We start from the raw sequence: 17447 nt of genomic DNA on the forward strand, positions 1-17447 counted from the left end.
TTTCCCGATTTTTTCGTTCGTTATGCCTTTAATTTAATTGGCAAAATTGCGTTTGTCACCTCAAATTGCGATCAACCGCCGACATCACGGCAAGTCATTGATAGCGCTAACATAATCACCTCAGGTTTGCGCCGCGAAGCGCTCTATCAGCCACTGCGCGGCCGGTCCGGGCGGCGTATCGGTGCGGTAGATGGCGTGCATGTCATATTCATTGACCGGCCAGTCCGGCAGGTTGAGTGCGACCAGGCGCCCGGCCTCCAGATCGCCGCGCACCATGAATTCGGGCATGGAGCCCCAGCCGACACCGGCCAGCAGCAGGGCGTGTTTGGAGCCCAGATCGGCCAGCCGCCAGGTCTTGACGCCAATGACGCCGAAATCCTGGCCGGCTGTCAGTGGCGACCGGTCCGTCAGCACCAGTTGGATATGATTGCGGGCCTCGCCCGGCGCCTTGCGCCCGGTATGGGCCAGCGGATGAAAGGGCGCCGCCACCGGCACCAGTTTCACCGCGCCGATATGGCGGCGATCCAGCCCCTCGACCGAGGTGTTGAGCGGTCCGCTGATGCCGATCACCGCCGTCTTCCCGGTCACCAGTTGGGTGATACCGCCCAGGGCCTCGACATGCAGGCGCAGGGGAATGGTGGGAAAGGCGGCCTGAAAGGCCTGCAGGGCATCGACCAGCCGCGCCGTCGGCAGCATGACATCCACCGCCACCGAGACCTCGGCCTCCAGCCCTTCCAGCAGCCCCTTCACCCTGGCGCGCAGGATATCGACGCCGTGCGTTACAGTGCGCGCCTCGGCCAGTACGGCCCGGCCCACTTCTGTGAGTTCGGGCTTTCGCGTCCCCACGCGGTCGAAAATCGGCAGACCAAGCTGGAATTCGAGATTGTCGATGGCGTAGGTGATCGCCGAGGTGGCGCGGTTCAGCCGGCGCGCCGCGGCGGCGAAGCTGCCTGTCTCCACCACGCAAAGCAGAATCTGCAACTGGTCGAGCGTGGGTGTGCCGGGATCAGACATTTCTAAAATTCCGAAAAGTTTGTTCAATATTATATGGATTTTCAGAACAGATCGCAAGGCATAGAAGATCACTCACCGACAAGGAAACGACCTTGTTCGAGGAGATTGTCGCAATGACCACCCTGACCGCACAAAAAGATCGCTCGATCACCACCGTACATACGGCTTTCCGCACCCTGGAGGGTGACGGCTTCGAAGTGCGCCGCGCCATCCCTTCCAAGGCTTATGAGGCCATAGGTCCGTTCATCTTCCTGGATCATTTCGGCCCGATCGAATTCCTGCCCGGCGAGGCCAAGGGCGCTTCGGCCCACCCGCACGCCGGGATCGAAACCCTGACCCTGCTGCTTGAAGGCCGCAGCATCCACAAGGACAGCCTTGGCAATATGAGCGTGATGCAGCCGGGCGAAGTGCAGTGGATGCGCGCCGGCCGCGGCATCATCCATGACGAAGGCCCCGATGCCGAAATTCAGCGCACCGGCGGCCGCAATCACGGCATCCAGCTCTGGCTCAACATGCCGAAGGGCCGTAAGCACGACGATCCGGCTTACCGCCACTTTACCGCAGGTGAAATCCCCGTCGTCCACGGTGACAAGGCCACAGCGCGCGTCGTCGCGGGGCATGTCAATAGCGTTACGGGGCCGCTCGAAAGCTTCGGCACGCCGACTGTTATCCACGCCTCGCTGAAAGCCGGCGGCCGGATCACCCTGGAAACCCATGCCCGCGAACTGGCGCTCTACGTCATGACCGGCGCGGCCGTGGTTGCCGGCCAGGCCGTTTCTCCCGGTGAACTGGTCCGCTTCGGCGACGGCGATGCTGTCACGCTCACCACCGATCAGGACAGCGAAATCCTCCTTGTTGGCGGCGATCCGCTCGATGCGCCGATCGTCCGCCATGGCCCGTTCGTCATGAACACCATTGACGAACTCGAACGCGCCGTCCGCGACTACTACGCCGGCCGCATGGGAAAGATATCTTAATGCGCTCATAGGCCGCGCAGGCTCGCCGCACTGTGCTCAAGCAGCGAAGCGGTAGCACGCTTCGATGGGGCGGCGGGCCTTGCCCTTGCCAGGCCATGGCTGGCCTGGAATTTCCTACCCTCCTCCCCCTCTTCTCCAGCTTATCAGTAAGGATGACTCAAATGGCTAAGGTTCTCGTTCTCTATTATTCTTCCTACGGTCATATCGAAACCATGGCGAAGGCCGTGGCCGAAGGCGCCCGCGAAGCGGGTGCGCAGGTCGATATCAAGCGCGTGCCCGAAACCGCGCCGCTGGAAGTGGCCAAGGCGGCGCATTTCAAGCTCGATCAGGAAGCCCCGATCGCCACGGTTGCCGATCTCGAAAACTATGACGCTATCATCGTCGGTGTCGGCACGCGCTTTGGCCGCCTGGCCTCGCAAATGGCCGCCTTCTGGGATCAGGCCGGCGGTCTGTGGGCGCGCGGCGCCCTGCACGGCAAGGTCGGCGGCGCTTTCACGTCTACAGCCACGCAGCACGGCGGCCAGGAAACCACCCTGTTCTCCATCATCACCTCCCTGCTGCATTTCGGCATGACCGTCGTAGGCATGGATTACGGCCACGCCGGCCAGATGACGCTCGATGAGATCACCGGCGGCTCGCCTTACGGCGCCTCGACCATCACCGGCGGCGACGGTTCGCGCCAGCCGAGCGAAAACGAATTGACCGGCGCCCGTTATCAGGGCCGCAAGATTGCCGAAACGGCCATTAAGCTGCACGGCTGATATGGTATGAAAGGGTCGCCCGCACACGGGCGGCCCTTTATTCTCAGGAGACCCAAATGGCCCGCGCCACCGCCCATATCGGCACCGATCAATACGCCACCACGCTTCATGTCGCCGGCCGAACACTGATCGCCGACGAACCCGCCGATAACGGCGGCCAGGATGCCGGCCTGGCCCCCTATGATTTCCTGCTGTCGGCTCTCGCGTCCTGCACCGCCATTACCCTGCGCATGTATGCCGATCACAAGGGCTGGCCGCTGAAGGCGGTCGATGTCGCCCTGCACTTCTACCGCGACGGCGAAAAGGAAATCATCGACCGGGTGGTCACCCTCGACGGCGACCTGACGCCGGGACAGCGCGAACGCCTGCTCCAGGTGACGGAACGTACGCCGGTGACCAAGACGCTGAAGCAGGGCCTGACCATCGCCACCACTCTGCGGGACGCCTGACCGGAACGGTATCCCTGGCCTTATTCGCCAAACGCGCGACTCATGTTAACCATTTCTCAGTTGAGTATGGAGGCTGGGCAAATGACGGAAGCGGTTACCAGACTTGTGGAGGGCCTGCGCGATGCCGGCTTTACCATCAATCCCTTGAAATCATCGCCCTTGTGGCAGGTCGACGGCCGCGGACCGATGAGCACGGCGCAACTGATCGACCTGGCCTCGAAGCTGCGGCTGACAACCAGCCGCCCGCACTGATGCTGAAAAAAAGCGTCCGGTTTGGTGTGCCGGACGCAGACGTTCAGGGTCAAAGTTCAGGGAAGGACACAGGGGAATGATGTCCGAGTTCCATGAAACAGGAAATGTTGTAAAGATTCGATAGCAATCTGATACGCCCCATCGCGGACAGGTCATTTCTGGATACGCAGGCCGGGCGGGATCTGGTCGCCCGTGGGCAAATCGCCTTCCATGATGGTCAGCACTTCACCCGTCGTTTCCAGATTGCTGACGGCCGGCGTCACAAACACGGTGTCGCCGGTTTTCAATATGGCCGACAGGGCATCGGCAAACGGCTTCGGTATCTGCACCTCGTTCGATATGGCGCTGTCGAGCGGTTTGCCGGCCTCGTCCTCGCGCCCCGGCAGGCTGGCGAAGATCCACTGCCTTTCACCCGATTTCGTGATCGTCAGGGTCAGGACATGGCTCTCGAAATCGCGCGCCGGCATGGAAATACGCGCCCGGCCGATTTCGACCCCTGACCGCATGACGATGATCCGGTTATCGGCCTGGGAAATGATGATGGTCACGGGGCCCTGCGGCGCGCGTTCCGGATGCCATTCATAATCCGCCGAGACTGGTAAGGCGCCTTCGGAAGGCAGAGCCGCGCCCACGGCGTCAACCGGCAACAGGAGATCGCCGCCCGTCATGCGCATGGGTACGGAATCCACTTCGTTGACGATAACCGTAATGCCCAGGCTGGTAATGGTGAACAGCTTCTCCGCCAGGGCATAGGGCAGTCTTATGCAGCCGTGGCTGGCGGGATAACCGGGCAGGTTGCCGGCATGAAGCGCCACGCCGCTCCAGGTCAGGCGCTGCATGAAGGGCATGGGCGCGTCGTCATAGAGATTGGAGTGGTGGTCGATATCCTTTTGCAGGATGGTGAAGACACCGGTCGGGGTCTCGTGGCCATCCTTGCCGCTGGAGATGGTCGTCACCCCGATGCGCACGCCATTGCGATAGATGGTGGCGATCTGGCGGGAGAGATCGACATAGATCATGACCGGGCCGGTGGGTGCAATTTCCGGCGCCCAGACCCACTCACCCGGTTTCAGCGCCTGCGCGGCATAGGCGAGCTCGATCGAGGAAGACTTTTTCGCGGTCTCGGCCAGACCCTGCCCGGACATACCGAGCATAAGGACGGAAAGGCCAAGAGCGGAAAAGAGCTTCATGTTGCGTTACGCCTTTCCGGCATAGATGAGACGACCGGCGCCCAGACGGTCCATCACGGTCTGGCGATCGGTCTCGGAAAAGGCCAGGCATCCCTGGCTGCGCCCCAGCTTACCGGTCGTGGCGATCATTTCCGGGCTGACATACCAGGCGCCGTGAATGACGATGGCACGGCTGAAGGCATTGTTGTTCTGCGGGTCAAGCCCTTCCAGCCGGCGCGAAAGGCCATGTTTGCCGACATAGGTATCGCCGGTCAGATAGCTGCCTTCGGAAGTGGCTTCTGAACCGGGATCATTGGAAAAACGCTGGAGCCAGCCCGTATGGTTGAGATCGGACCCCTTGCCGTGGGCGACAAGGAAGGACTGTGTACGGCCATCGGACAGATTGAGAATATGGAAGCGCGGCTCATGCGAGGGCTGCGAGAAATCGGCAATACCCATCAGGTCGGTGTGATCAACCCGGTCGCCGTGGCTCAGCAAAGCCTGGCGCGCCCTGGCCAGCAATTGCGGGGATGGGCCGCCTGGCGTGGCCGCGTGGGCGCGCGGCACGATCAGACTGGCGGCGCCGGCGGACAGGGCGAGGGACATAAAATGACGGCGACTACGCATACTGGATACCTTAATACGAAAATGGTCTTTTTTCACTACCTACATAATGTGGCTTTGATGGGTCGCCACCCCGGCCACCCGACAATCGCCGGTCAGGCTGTGAAGCCGCTGGAATACTGTGTGCCTGCGGCCGTGAAGGTGGCCGTCAGTTGCTGCATCCGCAGGCGCGGATCAAAGGAGATATGCACCCAGGTGCCTTCTTGGATCAATTGATCGAAGCGGATATCGCTGGCGATGATCTTCTGGCAGATTTGCAGTGGCGTGCCGAAGCCCGGACAGACGAAATCGACCGCATAGCCGCTCATATGGGCGCTGTTGGGTGCCCCGCCGACGGCGGCATTAAGCGCCGGCGAACGGTAGCCGCTGTTAACCCGGATCGGCTTGCCCAGAAGCGTGCGCACCCGGTCCATTTGTTGCGCGGTCTGCCTCAGGGTTTCCACCATTTCCGGCGACGGCGTATTGTCGATATTGCGGTGCTCCGTATGGGTCAGTTCGTCGAGCGTGAAATACTGGGCAAAGCCATTGGCCGGCGGCGCAGGTTCGGCGGGCACGTCCAGCGCCGGAAAGACGGCCCTGGCCTTGTCGAGCCAGATTTTGCGGTCTTCCAGGCCGTTGACCCCGCCATTGACGATGCGGGTTACCCCTTCGACGTCGTCGGCATCGGCCTTGGCATTGCAGCCGGTCTGTTTCCAGAAGGCCGCCGCCCCTTGCGCCGCATAGAGCGGGTTCTCCAGCAATTCCGGCTGGTCGAGCAAGGGCTGGTTGATCAGGGCGGCATAGGTGGCGTAGTTGCTGCGCCCGGTGATCATGATGAAGCCGCGGCCGATATATTTTGCCCCGTCACCGGGATTGACATTACCGAGCGACGGCCGGTTGCCATAGACGAATTCGGCGATGGCGTCAGGGCCTGCGGCGACCAGTTCATTGGCCTTTTCGATGGTCTGGACCCGACTGCGGAAGACGGCCAGCAAAACGTCCGGGCGGTAGTTCAGGTTTTCCTTCAAGGCCCGGAAACCGGCGCTTTCGTGCGCCAGTTGCGCCAGAAAATGGACGAGGCGCTGACGCGACGTGATATTGCCCAGTGCCAGGCAGGCTTCCAGAGCCGGGGCATAGGCCAGCGCCCGATCGTCACGGATAGAGGGTGACAGCGCCTTCAATCGCTCAGGCGTGATGATGGTCATGCGTGCCCCCTTACCCGTCAGTCGTCGCGCGGGCGCTGGTCGGGATCGAGCGCGCGCAGAGCGGCCAGGTCGTCCGGCGCATTACCGGCAGACGCCACGAGAGACGGCTGATAGCCAAGCTGCGGCGTAACCTGCGAGGTGCCGGTATTGTCCGCCGCCGGCTTGAACGCGTTCATCAGGGAGGCCAGGCCGTCCGATCCGGTCACCCCGCTGCCGCCATCCTTGGGCTTCAGGGTCGAGCGCACCGTCATCAGCCGGGCCAGGATGTCGAACCAGAAAGGCGCGCCCAGCGTCACGGCGAAGGCGGTCATCAGCCATCCCGCGATCAATGAGATCAGCGGCAGGACATTGAACAGGGCATTGTCGCCCAGCGAAGGTGTGCCGCGATAGAGATTGACGGTACGTTCGGAAATATTGCGCCAGCTTTGGCTCAGATTGGCTGTGAAGCTGCCTTTCGACCAGTCCGGCATGGGCGTCACCGGGATTTCCGTGGTGCGGCAGTTACCCGGCGTATAGGTGGCGTCGCCGGGACTGTCGCAGAAGCGGAACAGGTGGTTCATGGTGTCGATAGTGGTGTCGTTCCAGCCCAGGGGCAGGTCGAGCGCGCTCAAGGGGTTCTTGCCGGAATCGGGCATAAGCTGCGAGGCGTCGCTGTGGGCGCTGGCCTTTTCCTTGTAATAGGTCTCCGACGACGCCTCGACCGCCTTGCGTAAGGACGGGCTGAGATAGAGGCTCTGGGCAATCACCACCGTATTGACATTGAGGATGACGCAGGTGACCAGGGCCAGCCAGAAGATCAGGGTCTGGGTTTCGAGGCGATACCAGCCAGAAACGCGATCCATGGTGGCATTGTACCAGTTCTCCAGAAACATCCGCGCCTTGTCGATATCGCCGGCCGAATTGTTGATGGCGAACTGGACCATTTTCGACAGCCTGGCATTGGGCAGGTTGCGGCTGGCGGTGAGGATGGCATTCGGATCGAGGCTGCCCTCTGCATTCTGGCCGCCACTGTCCGCCAGCAGGTCAAGCACTACGAAGGCGAAATGGCTGCTGGGAATATAGGAGGGCAGGTTCTTGCCCTGGAAGAAGCTGCGCTTCGGCGGAATGGTGTAACGGCCGCGATAAAGCGACATGGTCAGCGGGTGATCGTAGAAATTCTTCAGCAGTTCGTAGCCACTGGCATCGGCCTTGACGACGGCGCCTTTGTTCGAAACATTTTGCGGCGGATGATCGCACAGCAACTCGATCAGCCCCTTTTCCAGGTTGCGCGACCGGCGCTTCATGAAGCCTTCTATGGCTTCGCGCACTACGGTGGTCAGCAGGCTCATCAGCAGGTAGACGAAGACCAGCCCCGCCGCCACGTCGATCGAGTCAGGCAACAACGAACCCACGCGCAACCCCCTGCCTTATCATATGCCCTTTTGGCAACCAGCCCGAATAACAGGGTTAACCTAAATTAACCAAAGTGCAATCTCAAGGACGCCAGCGGCCCCTTAAGGGCGCGGAATAACGCCGTCATGCGCATTTTTTGCCACAGATTCGAGCCAGTGCGTCAGGCGCGGCTCCATCCATTATCCGGAAATCGAAAATGGACAGTCACAATACGGACATTAAATATTTTGCCTGTAACAAACTTTTTAATTCTAAAATTTCACGCCGCGTATTTATCATACATAAAAAAATTTATGCCATTTCAACGACTTCTGTGGCATTTTTGCTATCACGCACCCTATTTATAGTACAAGTGATCAATAAAACCTGGCAACGTTGTCAGACCCTATGATAGCGTTATCAGGAATACGGACCCAAGGCCCTCGGCGCACACACCGAGTCCGCCGGCGAGTATCGTATCAAACAAGTTGGGAAAGAACGTAAGGATTGGCGAAACGCTCATACGGGCCTTAATGTCACGTTACAGCGTTTTTACATTTAAACAATGTTTTATAGGCACGCGGTCGCCAGCGCCGTGGTCCGTCTCTCCCATCTTGTCAGTTTTGCATATGCCGCGTTCGGAAAGCGCGCGGCCGTTCACTCCAGGGAGACGTTTTAATGACGACGACTAAAAAGAAACTGGGTCTGCTGATGGGAACCGCCTCCATGGCCGTTCTCAGTACGCTGGCCCTTGGCACATTCGCTTATGCCCAAGATGCCGCGCCGGCCGCTGCCCCGGCCGACGATACGGTCATCATCGTGACCGGCCAGCGCGCCCAGCTCAAGAGCGCGCAAAAGATCAAGAAGGACTCGGACGTGATCGTGGATTCGGTCACCGCCGTCGATATCGGCGCCCTGCCCGACCGCTCGGTGGCCGATGCCCTGCAGCGCATTTCCGGCGTCACCATCCAGCGCGCCGCCGAAGCCAATGACCCTATCCGCATGACGGCGGAAGCCGGTGGCGTCGAAATCCGCGGCCTGGCCTGGGTCCGTTCGGAAACCAACGGCCGCGACATCTTCTCCGCCAAGAACGGCCGCGGCCTCTCCTGGGGCGACGTGTCGTCCGACCTGCTGGCCGGCGTCGACGTCTACAAGAACCCCTCCGCCGACATGATCGAAGGCGGCATCGGCGGCACGGTCAACCTGCGCACCCGCCTGCCCTTCGATTCCAAGAAGCCGGTCATCGCCTTCACGGCGGACGCCACTCAGGGCGACCTGCAAAAGAAAAACCACTATTCGCTCAGCGCGCTTTATTCCAACCGCTGGAACACCTCGATCGGTGAAGTCGGCGCCCTGCTGAACTACTCGCTGGTCAGCGAAGGCAATATGACGAACGTCATCGCCGTCGACCGCTATAATGCCGCGACGACGGCTGGCGGTGATTCAGTTCTTGTGCCCAACACCATGGGCTGGCGCACCATCGACTGGAACCAAAAGCGCACGGCAATCAACGGCGCCCTGCAATGGCGTCCGAGCGACGATCTGGAGTTCACCTTGTCCGTTCTGGACGCCAAGGCGGAACCGAAGAACACCGAATACAATGTCGGCTTCTATAACGACAGCGGCGAGTTCACCTCTGTCGACTCCATGGCCACCTACCAGTACGATGCCAATGGCGCATTCAAGAGCGGCACCGTCAAGAATGCCGGCATTACTTCCAACACCCGCTACGGCGAAGACCACAACGAAACCACCGACGTTTCGCTGCACGCCCGCTGGAACGTCAATGACAAGCTGACCCTGGCCGGCGACGTCCAGTATGTCCGCTCCATGGCCACGGTGCTGTCGAATACGGCCTTCCTGCAGATCGCCAACAAGGTCGATGCCTCGATCGATATCAGCGGCGACCTGCCGGTGATCGGCATTTCAGAGCCCAATACCACCACGGATGCGTCCACCTACTGGTGGGCGGCCGCGATGGACCATATCGAAAAGAACCACGGCAATGAGTTGGCCGCGCGTATCGACGGCGAATACCAGATCGATTCCGGCTGGCTCAAGAGCTTTAAGTTCGGCGTCCGCTCGACGGACAAGGACTACATCACCCGCCAGTCCACCTATAACTGGAGCCTGCTGAGCCACCAGTACTGGGGCGGCGGCACCCCGGTCTATACCTCGGATACCGGTTCGGGCACCTATGAACTGCGCGATTTCAGCAACTTCATGAACGGCGACGTGCCGGTTCCAGGCAGCGTCATCTTCCCGGAAGCCTCGGTCGTCAATCAGGGCACGGCCCATACCTATGATCTGCTCAAGGCGACGGAGACAGCCGGCTGGGGCTGGTCACCGCTCACCGACTTCACAGGCGGCACCAACGGCAATGGCCTCAACTCACAAAACGAGAAGACCACCGCCGCCTACGTCAACCTAAAGTTCGGCGGCGACGTAGACGGCCATGTTCTTGATGGCAATGTCGGCGTCCGTGTCGTCAAGACGCAGGTCGATGGCCAAAGCTACATCTACATGGCCGCACCGACCACAGCACAGCCCTGTACCGCCAACTGCGATGTCTATAATAATGTCTTCGCGTTTGCCAATGGCGGCTTCCTGCAGAACTATTCCGGCAGTAACGAATACACCAACACCCTGCCGAGCCTGAACGTCCGCCTGAAGTGGAACGATCAGTTGCAGTTCCGCTTTGCCGCCTCGAAGGGCATTGTCCGCCCAGATCTCGCCTGGCTGAGCCCATACACCTCGCTGGGTTCCAGCTTCACGCTCGATACAGGCGGTGCGCTGACGGCCTACACCCTGACCGGCACAGGCGGCAATCCAAACCTCAAGCCGATCGAAGCCAACCAGTATGACCTGACGGCCGAATGGTACTTCGCCCCGACCGGCAGCCTCACGCTGGACCTGTTCAAGAAGGACCTGTCGAACTACATCTATAACGGCACACAGACCGAGACCTACACCAACAATGGCGTCACGCTCGATTTCGCTGTCGCCCGCCGCTTCAATGGCACGGTCGATGGCAAGGTCGATGGTTTCGAAGTTGCTTACCAGCAATTCTATGACTTCCTGCCGGCGCCGTTCAACGGCCTGGGTATGCAGGCCAACTATACGCACATCGACTCTTCGGGCGGTCGTAACTCCGGATCGGTCGATGGCAGCGCCCTCAACGCCCTGCCGCTGGAAGGCATGTCGCCGGACAGCTACAATGTCGCTCTGATGTATGAAAAGTACGGTATCTCGGCACGTCTGGCCTATAACTGGCGCTCGAAGTACCTCTACACCACCTCGGCGGCCAACGTGAACCGTCCACTGTGGGCGGATGATTACGGCCAGCTCGACGGCTCGATCTTCTACACGATCAACCCGAACTACAAGATCGGTGTTCAGGCCGTGAACCTGACGCACTCGACCACAACCCAACTGGTATCGAGCGATCTCACCGCCCCGCTGGAAACCCAGTGGTACTCGGCCATCAAGACCGACCGCCGTATCTCGGTCGTCCTGCGCGGCCTGTTCTAAAGACGGCAGCTTCTCCCCGAAGTTTGCTTCTGCCTGCCCCTTCCGGCCCTGCCGGGAGGGGCTTTTTATGTCAGCCCCTGCTTTTGCTGCTATAAGACAGGACCAGTGAACCGGGAAAACAGAATGGCCGAACCTATCCGCAAGATCATTATCGCCGGCGGCGGCACGGCCGGCTGGATGACCGCTGCTGCCCTGCGCACGAGCCTGGCTCAGGATGTCGAAATCCTGCTGATCGAATCGGAGGACATCGGCACGATCGGTGTCGGTGAAGCCACCATCCCGACCATCCGCCTGTTCAATGAACATGTCGGCATTGATGAGCGCAGCTTCATCCGCGCCACCGAAGCCACCTTCAAACTCGGCATCGAGTTTCAGGGCTGGGGGCATGAAGGCAACCGGTATTTCCACCCGTTCGGTGATTACGGCGGCACGCACGAAGGCCTTGCCGCGCACCAGATCTGGCGCCGGCTCAATTTGGCGGGCGACCATACACCGCTGGAAGCCTACAGCGTCGGCACGCAAATGGCATATGCGGGCAAGTTCTTTCCGCCCAATCCCGACCCGCGCTCGCCGATGCACGACTATTCCTATGCGTTTCATTTCGACGCGGGCCTCTATGCGCGTTTCCTGCGCCAGCATTGCGAACAGCGCGGCGTGCGCCGCCTCAATGCGAAAATCGCCAATGTCAATCTGCGCGGCGAGGACGGCTACATCGACAGCCTGACCCTTGACGATGGCCGGGTCGAGACCGCTGACCTGTTCATCGACTGCACCGGCTTTCGGGCGCTGTTGCTGGGCGGAGCACTGGGCGTGCCGTTCGTCGACTGGTCCCACTACCTGCCGGTCGATCGTGCCTGGGCCGTGCCGACGGCGAAGGCCGCCTCACCGGCAATCATGCCGTTTACCCGCTCCACCGCCCATGAAGCCGGCTGGCAGTGGCGCATTCCGCTCCAGCACCGGACCGGCAACGGCCATGTCTTTTCATCGAGCCACATCAGTGAACAGGCCGCGCTCGATACGCTGATGCAAAATCTGGATGCACCGCCGCTGAAAGACCCGATGCTGATCCGTTTCAAAACCGGCCATCGTCAGCGCTTCTGGGAAAAGAACTGCGTCGCGGTCGGGCTGGCCACCGGCTTCCTCGAACCGCTGGAATCAACGTCTATCAACTTCATCCAGAACGCGGCTATCCGGCTTCTGGAACTGTTTCCGGCCAAAGAGATCGACCCTTATCTGCGCGACGAATACAATCTGCGCAACCAGGCCTCCTATGACTATGTGCGTGACTTCATCATTGCCCACTACTGCCTGAACAGCCGTGAGGGCGAGTTGTGGCGTCATTGCGCAAACATGCCGATTCCGGACGACCTGCAATGGAAGCTGGAGCTCTACAGGCGGCGCGGCGAGGTGCTGATCCGCAAATTTGATCATTTCCATGAGCCCTCGTGGATTTCGATCTATCACGGCCACGGCCTGCGCGCGGCGGCCTACGACCCCCTGGCCGACCGTATTCCGCTGGAAACCTTAAGCGCCCTGATGCAGAGACGACGCGAAGGCATCCAGCGCGTTGTGGCGCAGGTGCCATTCCATGCCGAATTCATCGCCAAACATTGTCCGTCGGAGAGCTTCATGAAAGCGGGCGTGTAAACACAGCCTATTTCTCTTCATCCGGATAGGGGCCGACACCGCCGCCCGCGATAAAGGCGTCGATATGGGCCGTAAGCACCGGCAGCGGCACAGAGCCGAGTTCGAGCACGGCATCATGGAAGGCCCGGATGTTGAATTTATCGCCCAGCGCCTTTTCCGCCTTCGTGCGGGCATCCCGGATCGCCATTTCGCCGAGATAATAGGAAAGCGCCTGGCCCGGCCAGGAGATATAGCGGTCGACCTCGGTATCGATCTCGTGTTCGGACAGGGCAGTATTGTCACGCAGGTACAGGCGGGCCTGTTCGCGCGTCCAGCCCATCGCATGAATGCCGGTATCGACCACCAGCCGCGAGGCGCGCCATGCCTGGTAGCTGAGATAGCCGAAGCGGTCATAGGGCGTGTCATACATGCCCATCTCGACGCCGAGATATTCGCTATAAAGTGCCCAACCCTCGCCATAGGCCGAGATATAGGTCTTCTGGCGGAATTCCGGCAGGGACTTGTTTTCCAGGGCCAGCGGCATCTGGAAGGCATGACCCGGCGCCGATTCGTGCAGGGTCAGCGCCGTAAGCTGGAACAGCGGCCGCGACGGCAGGTCATAGGTATTGACATAATAGGCCCCCGGCCCGCCGCGCCCGGAGGTATAATAGGGCGCGATTTCCGGCGCCACCGGCACGATGGCGAAGCGTGAGCGCGGCAGCCGGCCGAAATATTGCGACGCCTTGCCATCAAAGGTCTTGGCGATCCAGGCAGCTCGGTCGAGCAGATCTTGAGGCGTTTTGGCATAGAACTTTGGATCGCTGCGCAGGTAGGCCAGGAAGGCCGGCAAGTCGCCCTCAAACTTGACCTCTTTCATCACCTCCAGCATCTGGGCGCGGATGAGCGCCATCTGGTCGAGACCCAGTTGGTGAATCTGCGCCGGCGGCAGGTCCAGCGTGGTGAACTCACGGATCTTGGACTGGTAATAGGCCGCGCCATCCGGCAATTCGCTGGCGCCCAAAGCCATCTGCGCGTGCGGCACATAGTCGGTATCGAAAAAGGCCAGCAGGGTCTTGTGTGCAGGGATCACCGCCTCGTTGATAGCCTTGACCGCAAGCGCTCGCAGTTCCGCCTGCTTTGCAGCCGGTATACTGGCGGGCATGGTGAGGAACGGCTTGTAATAGACGCTGTCCTCCGGCTTCTTGATATCGATCACCGTGCGGATCGAGGCGTCGCGGCCTTCCAGCGTCACCTGCGGCGCGGTGAAATGGCGCTCCAGACCGGCCTTCATATTGACGATCTGCTGGTCGAAATAGCGCGGCATGTCGGAAAGCTGGCCGATATAGTTCCGGTAATCCGCCTCGGTGTGGAAATCGCTTTCCGTGATATAGGTCAGGTCGGCCCAGAAGCTGCTGTCGGAATTGACCGGCTTTTCATATTCGCGGAACTGCTTCGCGGCCACCAGTCCATCTATCTGCGTCTTATAGACCTGGTAATTGACCTGATTTTCCGCAGAAAGACTTTTGGTATCAATGGCGGCGAGCTTTGATTCCACATCCTGCCAGTAGACCAATTGCCTGCTTTGCGCCGCCGCGCTGACATCGGGCAGGTGCGCGGCCACCCCGGCATTGACATTGTTCTCATCGGTTTGTTGCAGGGATTGCCGCCAGGCCCATTCGGTCGTGTAGATCGCCTTGAACTGCTCGTCCGATGGCCCAGCAAATGCCGGCAGGGCGGTGGTCATCAAAGGGATGGTCAGGCACAGTGCGGGCGCAAAACGGTAAACGGGCATGGACAAGTCCTCTCATAAGTCAGACTGACCATGCCCGTTGCCGCCCTCAATGCGCAACTCCTTATTTCAGATGTTACGACATCATATGCCGCAAGGTGAGATCACCGGCGACAGGCGCCGATCCACGCGGGGTAAAGGTGATGACCCGTGTCTCGCCCGGCAGCAGGTCGAAGAAGTTATCGCTGAACACACCGTCATGCCCGTCGAAACCCAGGCACAGGTTCTTGACCAGTACGGGCGAGGTGACGGTGACAGCCACCGCACGCTCAAGCGGCTTCACACGGCTTTCGATTGCGGGCTTCGGCAATGCCAGATCCTTGACCGGCTTGAAGTAGACAATATTCTCCGACAGCAACTGATCCGCGTCCATAAGCCGGACGTGCAGCAGGGCGTTTTCCGGCGCCAGGCCATTCAAAAGGCCCGCCACATTGCCGGTAAAGACGGCCTCAGCGCGATTGGCTTTGAGCGTGAGCGGCACGGTCTGGACGCGCCCGCCCTCGCCCTTGAAGTCCACGGTCCTGATTTCGAGGGTTGCCACCCTGTCCTTCAGATAATCGCTGACCACAGTGACCGTCACCTTGTCGCCTTCCACAACCGGCGACACCAGCGCTGGCGCGAAAGCCTTCACCGCGAAATACTGCTGCGCCTTCCAGCGGCCGAAATAGTCGATGCTGCTCCACGAGGCGACCGGCCAGCAGTCATTGATCTGCCAGAACAGCGACCCCATGCAATAGGGCATACGCGCGCGGTGGGCTTCCATCGCCACCTTGATGCCCTCGGCCTGCAGGACCTGCCCGACATAGAGGAACTGCTGGAAATCCGCGGGCACAACATAATCGCGCTGCATGTAGTTCTTAATCGTGCCGTTGCCGATCGAAGAGCGCTGGTGTGCCGCCATCACCTCCGAAAAGATGTCGTAATCCTCCGGCTTCGTGTAGGCCTGCACCGTTTTGAATTCCGGGAAGGACTGGAAGCCGTATTCGCTCATGAAGCGGCCGATATGGGTGCGGTAATCGGCAAAGGGCTTCTGGCCCCACCAGACATCCCAGTAATGGATATCGCCGGATTGCTTCGGTTGCGAGATATCAGAATGCTTGTCCCAGGCCGCCTGCGGTGAGGACGGCCAGTAAAAGCGCTGGCCGTCATGTTCGGCCACCACCTTCGGCAGGATATCGAGGAAGACCGCCTGATAGCCCGCCCACATCTCGTCGCGCTGGCTTTGCGTATATTTCTGCTTCCAACCCCAACCGCCTTCGGGCACATCGTTCTGCCAGGCGGCGTCGATCTCGTTATTGCCGACCCACAGAGCGATGGACGGGTGATTGCGCAGGCGGCGGACATTATATATCGCTTCCTGCCTGACGTTTTCGAGGAAGGCGGCATCGCCCGGATACATGGAGCAGGCGAACATGAAATCCTGCCAGACCAGTATGCCGTTGTGGTCGCACAGGTCGTAGAAATAGTCCTCTTCGTAGGTGCCGCCGCCCCAGACGCGCAGCATGTTCATATGGGTATCGACCGCCGACTGCACCACGCGATCATAGACCTCATTGGTCACGCGCGGCAGGAAGCTGTCATTGGGGATATAGTTGGCCCCCTTCATGAAAACCGGCACGCCGTTCAACTCGACATAAAAGCTGCTGCCGTCGGCATCCGGCGTCTGAACGATCTTGATCGTGCGCAGGCCGGTGGTCACGGTCCGGCTGTCGGTGGCACTGGCAGTGACCACACGGCCGGTCAGGGAGTAGAGGTGCGCCTCACCCAGGCCGTTGGTCCACCACAGTTTCGGTTTGCTTATGGCGACCTTCAGCGGAACCGTATTGACGCCCTTGACGAGCGTGACCGCCTGACGCGCCCGAATGGCCCCGTCCGTCTCGCTGGAGAGGTCGATCACCGCCGGCCCCGCCTGATCGGCCATGATCTCGAACATGATCGTCAGGGCCGCCTGATCCTTCGTCAGACTGTCCTGCACCACCTGCAAATCGCTGATTCGGGCACCGCTCCATGCGCGCAAGGTGATGGGCCGCCAGATGCCAGAGGTGACGAAGCGCGGTCCCCAGTCCCAGCCATAGTGATACCCGGCCTTGCGGGTAAAGACGCTCACCCGTTTCTCTCCCAGACCACCGTTTTCGCTTTGGTCATTGGGCGCCGGCGGATTGTAACCCAGGGCATCGAGCCGCTTCAGTCCTTCAGTGATCGGCGAGCGGAACAGGATGCGCAGGGCATTGGCACCGGCCTTCGCCTGCGGTTTTATGTCGGCGGTCCACTCGCGGAACATATTATCTGCGGAAAGCACCAGAACGTCGTTGAGCCAAACCTCGGCATAGGTGTCGAGGCCGGCGAAGACCAGTTCGATATGATCGTGCGCCAGGGTTTTTGCATCTAGTTCAAGCGTCGTGCGATATTCCCAGTCGACCTTGTCAATCCACTGCTGGTCGCGTTCATTGGTGCGGTAAAAGGGATCGGCAATCCGACCTGCCGCCAGCAGATCGGTATGGACCGTTCCCGGCACAGTGGCAGCAATCCAGTCGTCCTTGCCCGCCTGGCGCATCTGCCAGCCGGTATTAATCCGCTGTTCGATTGGCATCCCGGCTGTCGCTTTCGCCTCTGTCTGCCCGGCCAGCAGGGCCAGCCCCAGCCCGGCGCCCGATGTTTTCAGCAACGCACGCCTGTGCGGATTGTTACGGCGCATGATCT

13 protein-coding genes are annotated in these 17447 nt (G+C 60.4%); 6 read left to right on the forward strand and 7 right to left on the reverse strand.

Going from position 1 to position 17447, the window contains the following annotated elements; translation table 11 throughout:
• Positions 1-120: 120 nt before the first annotated feature.
• Complete coding sequence (locus BLO49_RS11875) at positions 121-1014, reverse strand: LysR family transcriptional regulator (protein ID WP_090648748.1); 894 nt, start codon at positions 1012-1014, stop codon at positions 121-123.
• A 113-nt stretch (positions 1015-1127) separates the two neighbouring features.
• Here BLO49_RS11875 and BLO49_RS11880 point away from each other — a divergent pair, with 113 nt between their 5' ends.
• From BLO49_RS11880 to BLO49_RS18420, 4 genes are all read left to right on the forward strand, one after another.
• Complete coding sequence (locus BLO49_RS11880; RefSeq protein ID WP_090648750.1) at positions 1128-1991, forward strand: pirin family protein; 864 nt, start codon at positions 1128-1130, stop codon at positions 1989-1991.
• Between the two features lie 161 nt (positions 1992-2152).
• A complete protein-coding gene (gene wrbA / locus BLO49_RS11885; protein ID WP_090648752.1) occupies positions 2153-2752 on the forward strand; it encodes an NAD(P)H:quinone oxidoreductase in 600 nt (199 codons plus the stop codon).
• A 56-nt stretch (positions 2753-2808) separates the two neighbouring features.
• Complete coding sequence (locus BLO49_RS11890; RefSeq protein ID WP_090648755.1) at positions 2809-3201, forward strand: OsmC family protein; 393 nt, start codon at positions 2809-2811, stop codon at positions 3199-3201.
• Positions 3202-3282: 81 nt separating this feature from the next.
• On the forward strand, positions 3283-3453 hold the full coding sequence (locus tag BLO49_RS18420) for a hypothetical protein (RefSeq protein ID WP_170828319.1): 171 nt from the start codon (positions 3283-3285) through the stop codon (positions 3451-3453).
• Positions 3454-3605: 152 nt separating this feature from the next.
• On the opposite strand, the gene BLO49_RS11895 is transcribed toward BLO49_RS18420, so the two are convergent.
• The 4 genes from BLO49_RS11895 to BLO49_RS11910 form a co-directional block, all read right to left on the reverse strand.
• A complete protein-coding gene (locus tag BLO49_RS11895) occupies positions 3606-4643 on the reverse strand; it encodes a L,D-transpeptidase (protein ID WP_090648757.1) in 1038 nt (345 codons plus the stop codon).
• A gap of 6 nt (positions 4644-4649) precedes the next feature.
• Entirely contained in the window at positions 4650-5249 is a 600-nt protein-coding gene (locus tag BLO49_RS11900) for a murein L,D-transpeptidase catalytic domain family protein (RefSeq protein ID WP_090648760.1), read from the reverse strand.
• 92 nt (positions 5250-5341) lie between these two features.
• Positions 5342-6430 carry a D-Ala-D-Ala carboxypeptidase family metallohydrolase gene (locus tag BLO49_RS11905; RefSeq protein ID WP_220083733.1) on the reverse strand — a complete coding sequence of 363 codons (1089 nt, stop codon included), beginning with the start codon at positions 6428-6430 and terminating at the stop codon, positions 5342-5344.
• A 17-nt stretch (positions 6431-6447) separates the two neighbouring features.
• Complete coding sequence (locus BLO49_RS11910) at positions 6448-7821, reverse strand: hypothetical protein (RefSeq protein ID WP_139159680.1); 1374 nt, start codon at positions 7819-7821, stop codon at positions 6448-6450.
• Between the two features lie 658 nt (positions 7822-8479).
• On the opposite strand from BLO49_RS11910, the gene BLO49_RS11915 reads away from it, so the two are divergent.
• Positions 8480-11332 (forward strand): TonB-dependent receptor, encoded by a 2853-nt coding sequence (locus tag BLO49_RS11915; RefSeq protein WP_245679002.1) that lies wholly within the window; start codon positions 8480-8482, stop codon positions 11330-11332.
• 123 nt (positions 11333-11455) lie between these two features.
• Entirely contained in the window at positions 11456-12979 is a 1524-nt protein-coding gene (locus BLO49_RS11920) for a tryptophan halogenase family protein (RefSeq protein WP_090648764.1), read from the forward strand.
• A 7-nt stretch (positions 12980-12986) separates the two neighbouring features.
• Here BLO49_RS11920 and BLO49_RS11925 read toward each other — a convergent pair whose 3' ends face one another.
• Both BLO49_RS11925 and BLO49_RS11930 read right to left on the reverse strand, forming a co-directional pair.
• Entirely contained in the window at positions 12987-14750 is a 1764-nt protein-coding gene (locus BLO49_RS11925; RefSeq protein ID WP_090648766.1) for a DUF885 domain-containing protein, read from the reverse strand.
• A gap of 73 nt (positions 14751-14823) precedes the next feature.
• Positions 14824-17442: a beta-mannosidase gene (locus BLO49_RS11930; protein WP_220083734.1), complete on the reverse strand. Its 2619-nt coding sequence runs from the start codon at positions 17440-17442 to the stop codon at positions 14824-14826.
• Between the last annotated feature and the right edge of the window lie 5 nt (positions 17443-17447).

The organism is Asticcacaulis taihuensis (assembly GCF_900100255.1).
Lineage (GTDB): Bacteria > Pseudomonadota > Alphaproteobacteria > Caulobacterales > Caulobacteraceae > Asticcacaulis > Asticcacaulis taihuensis.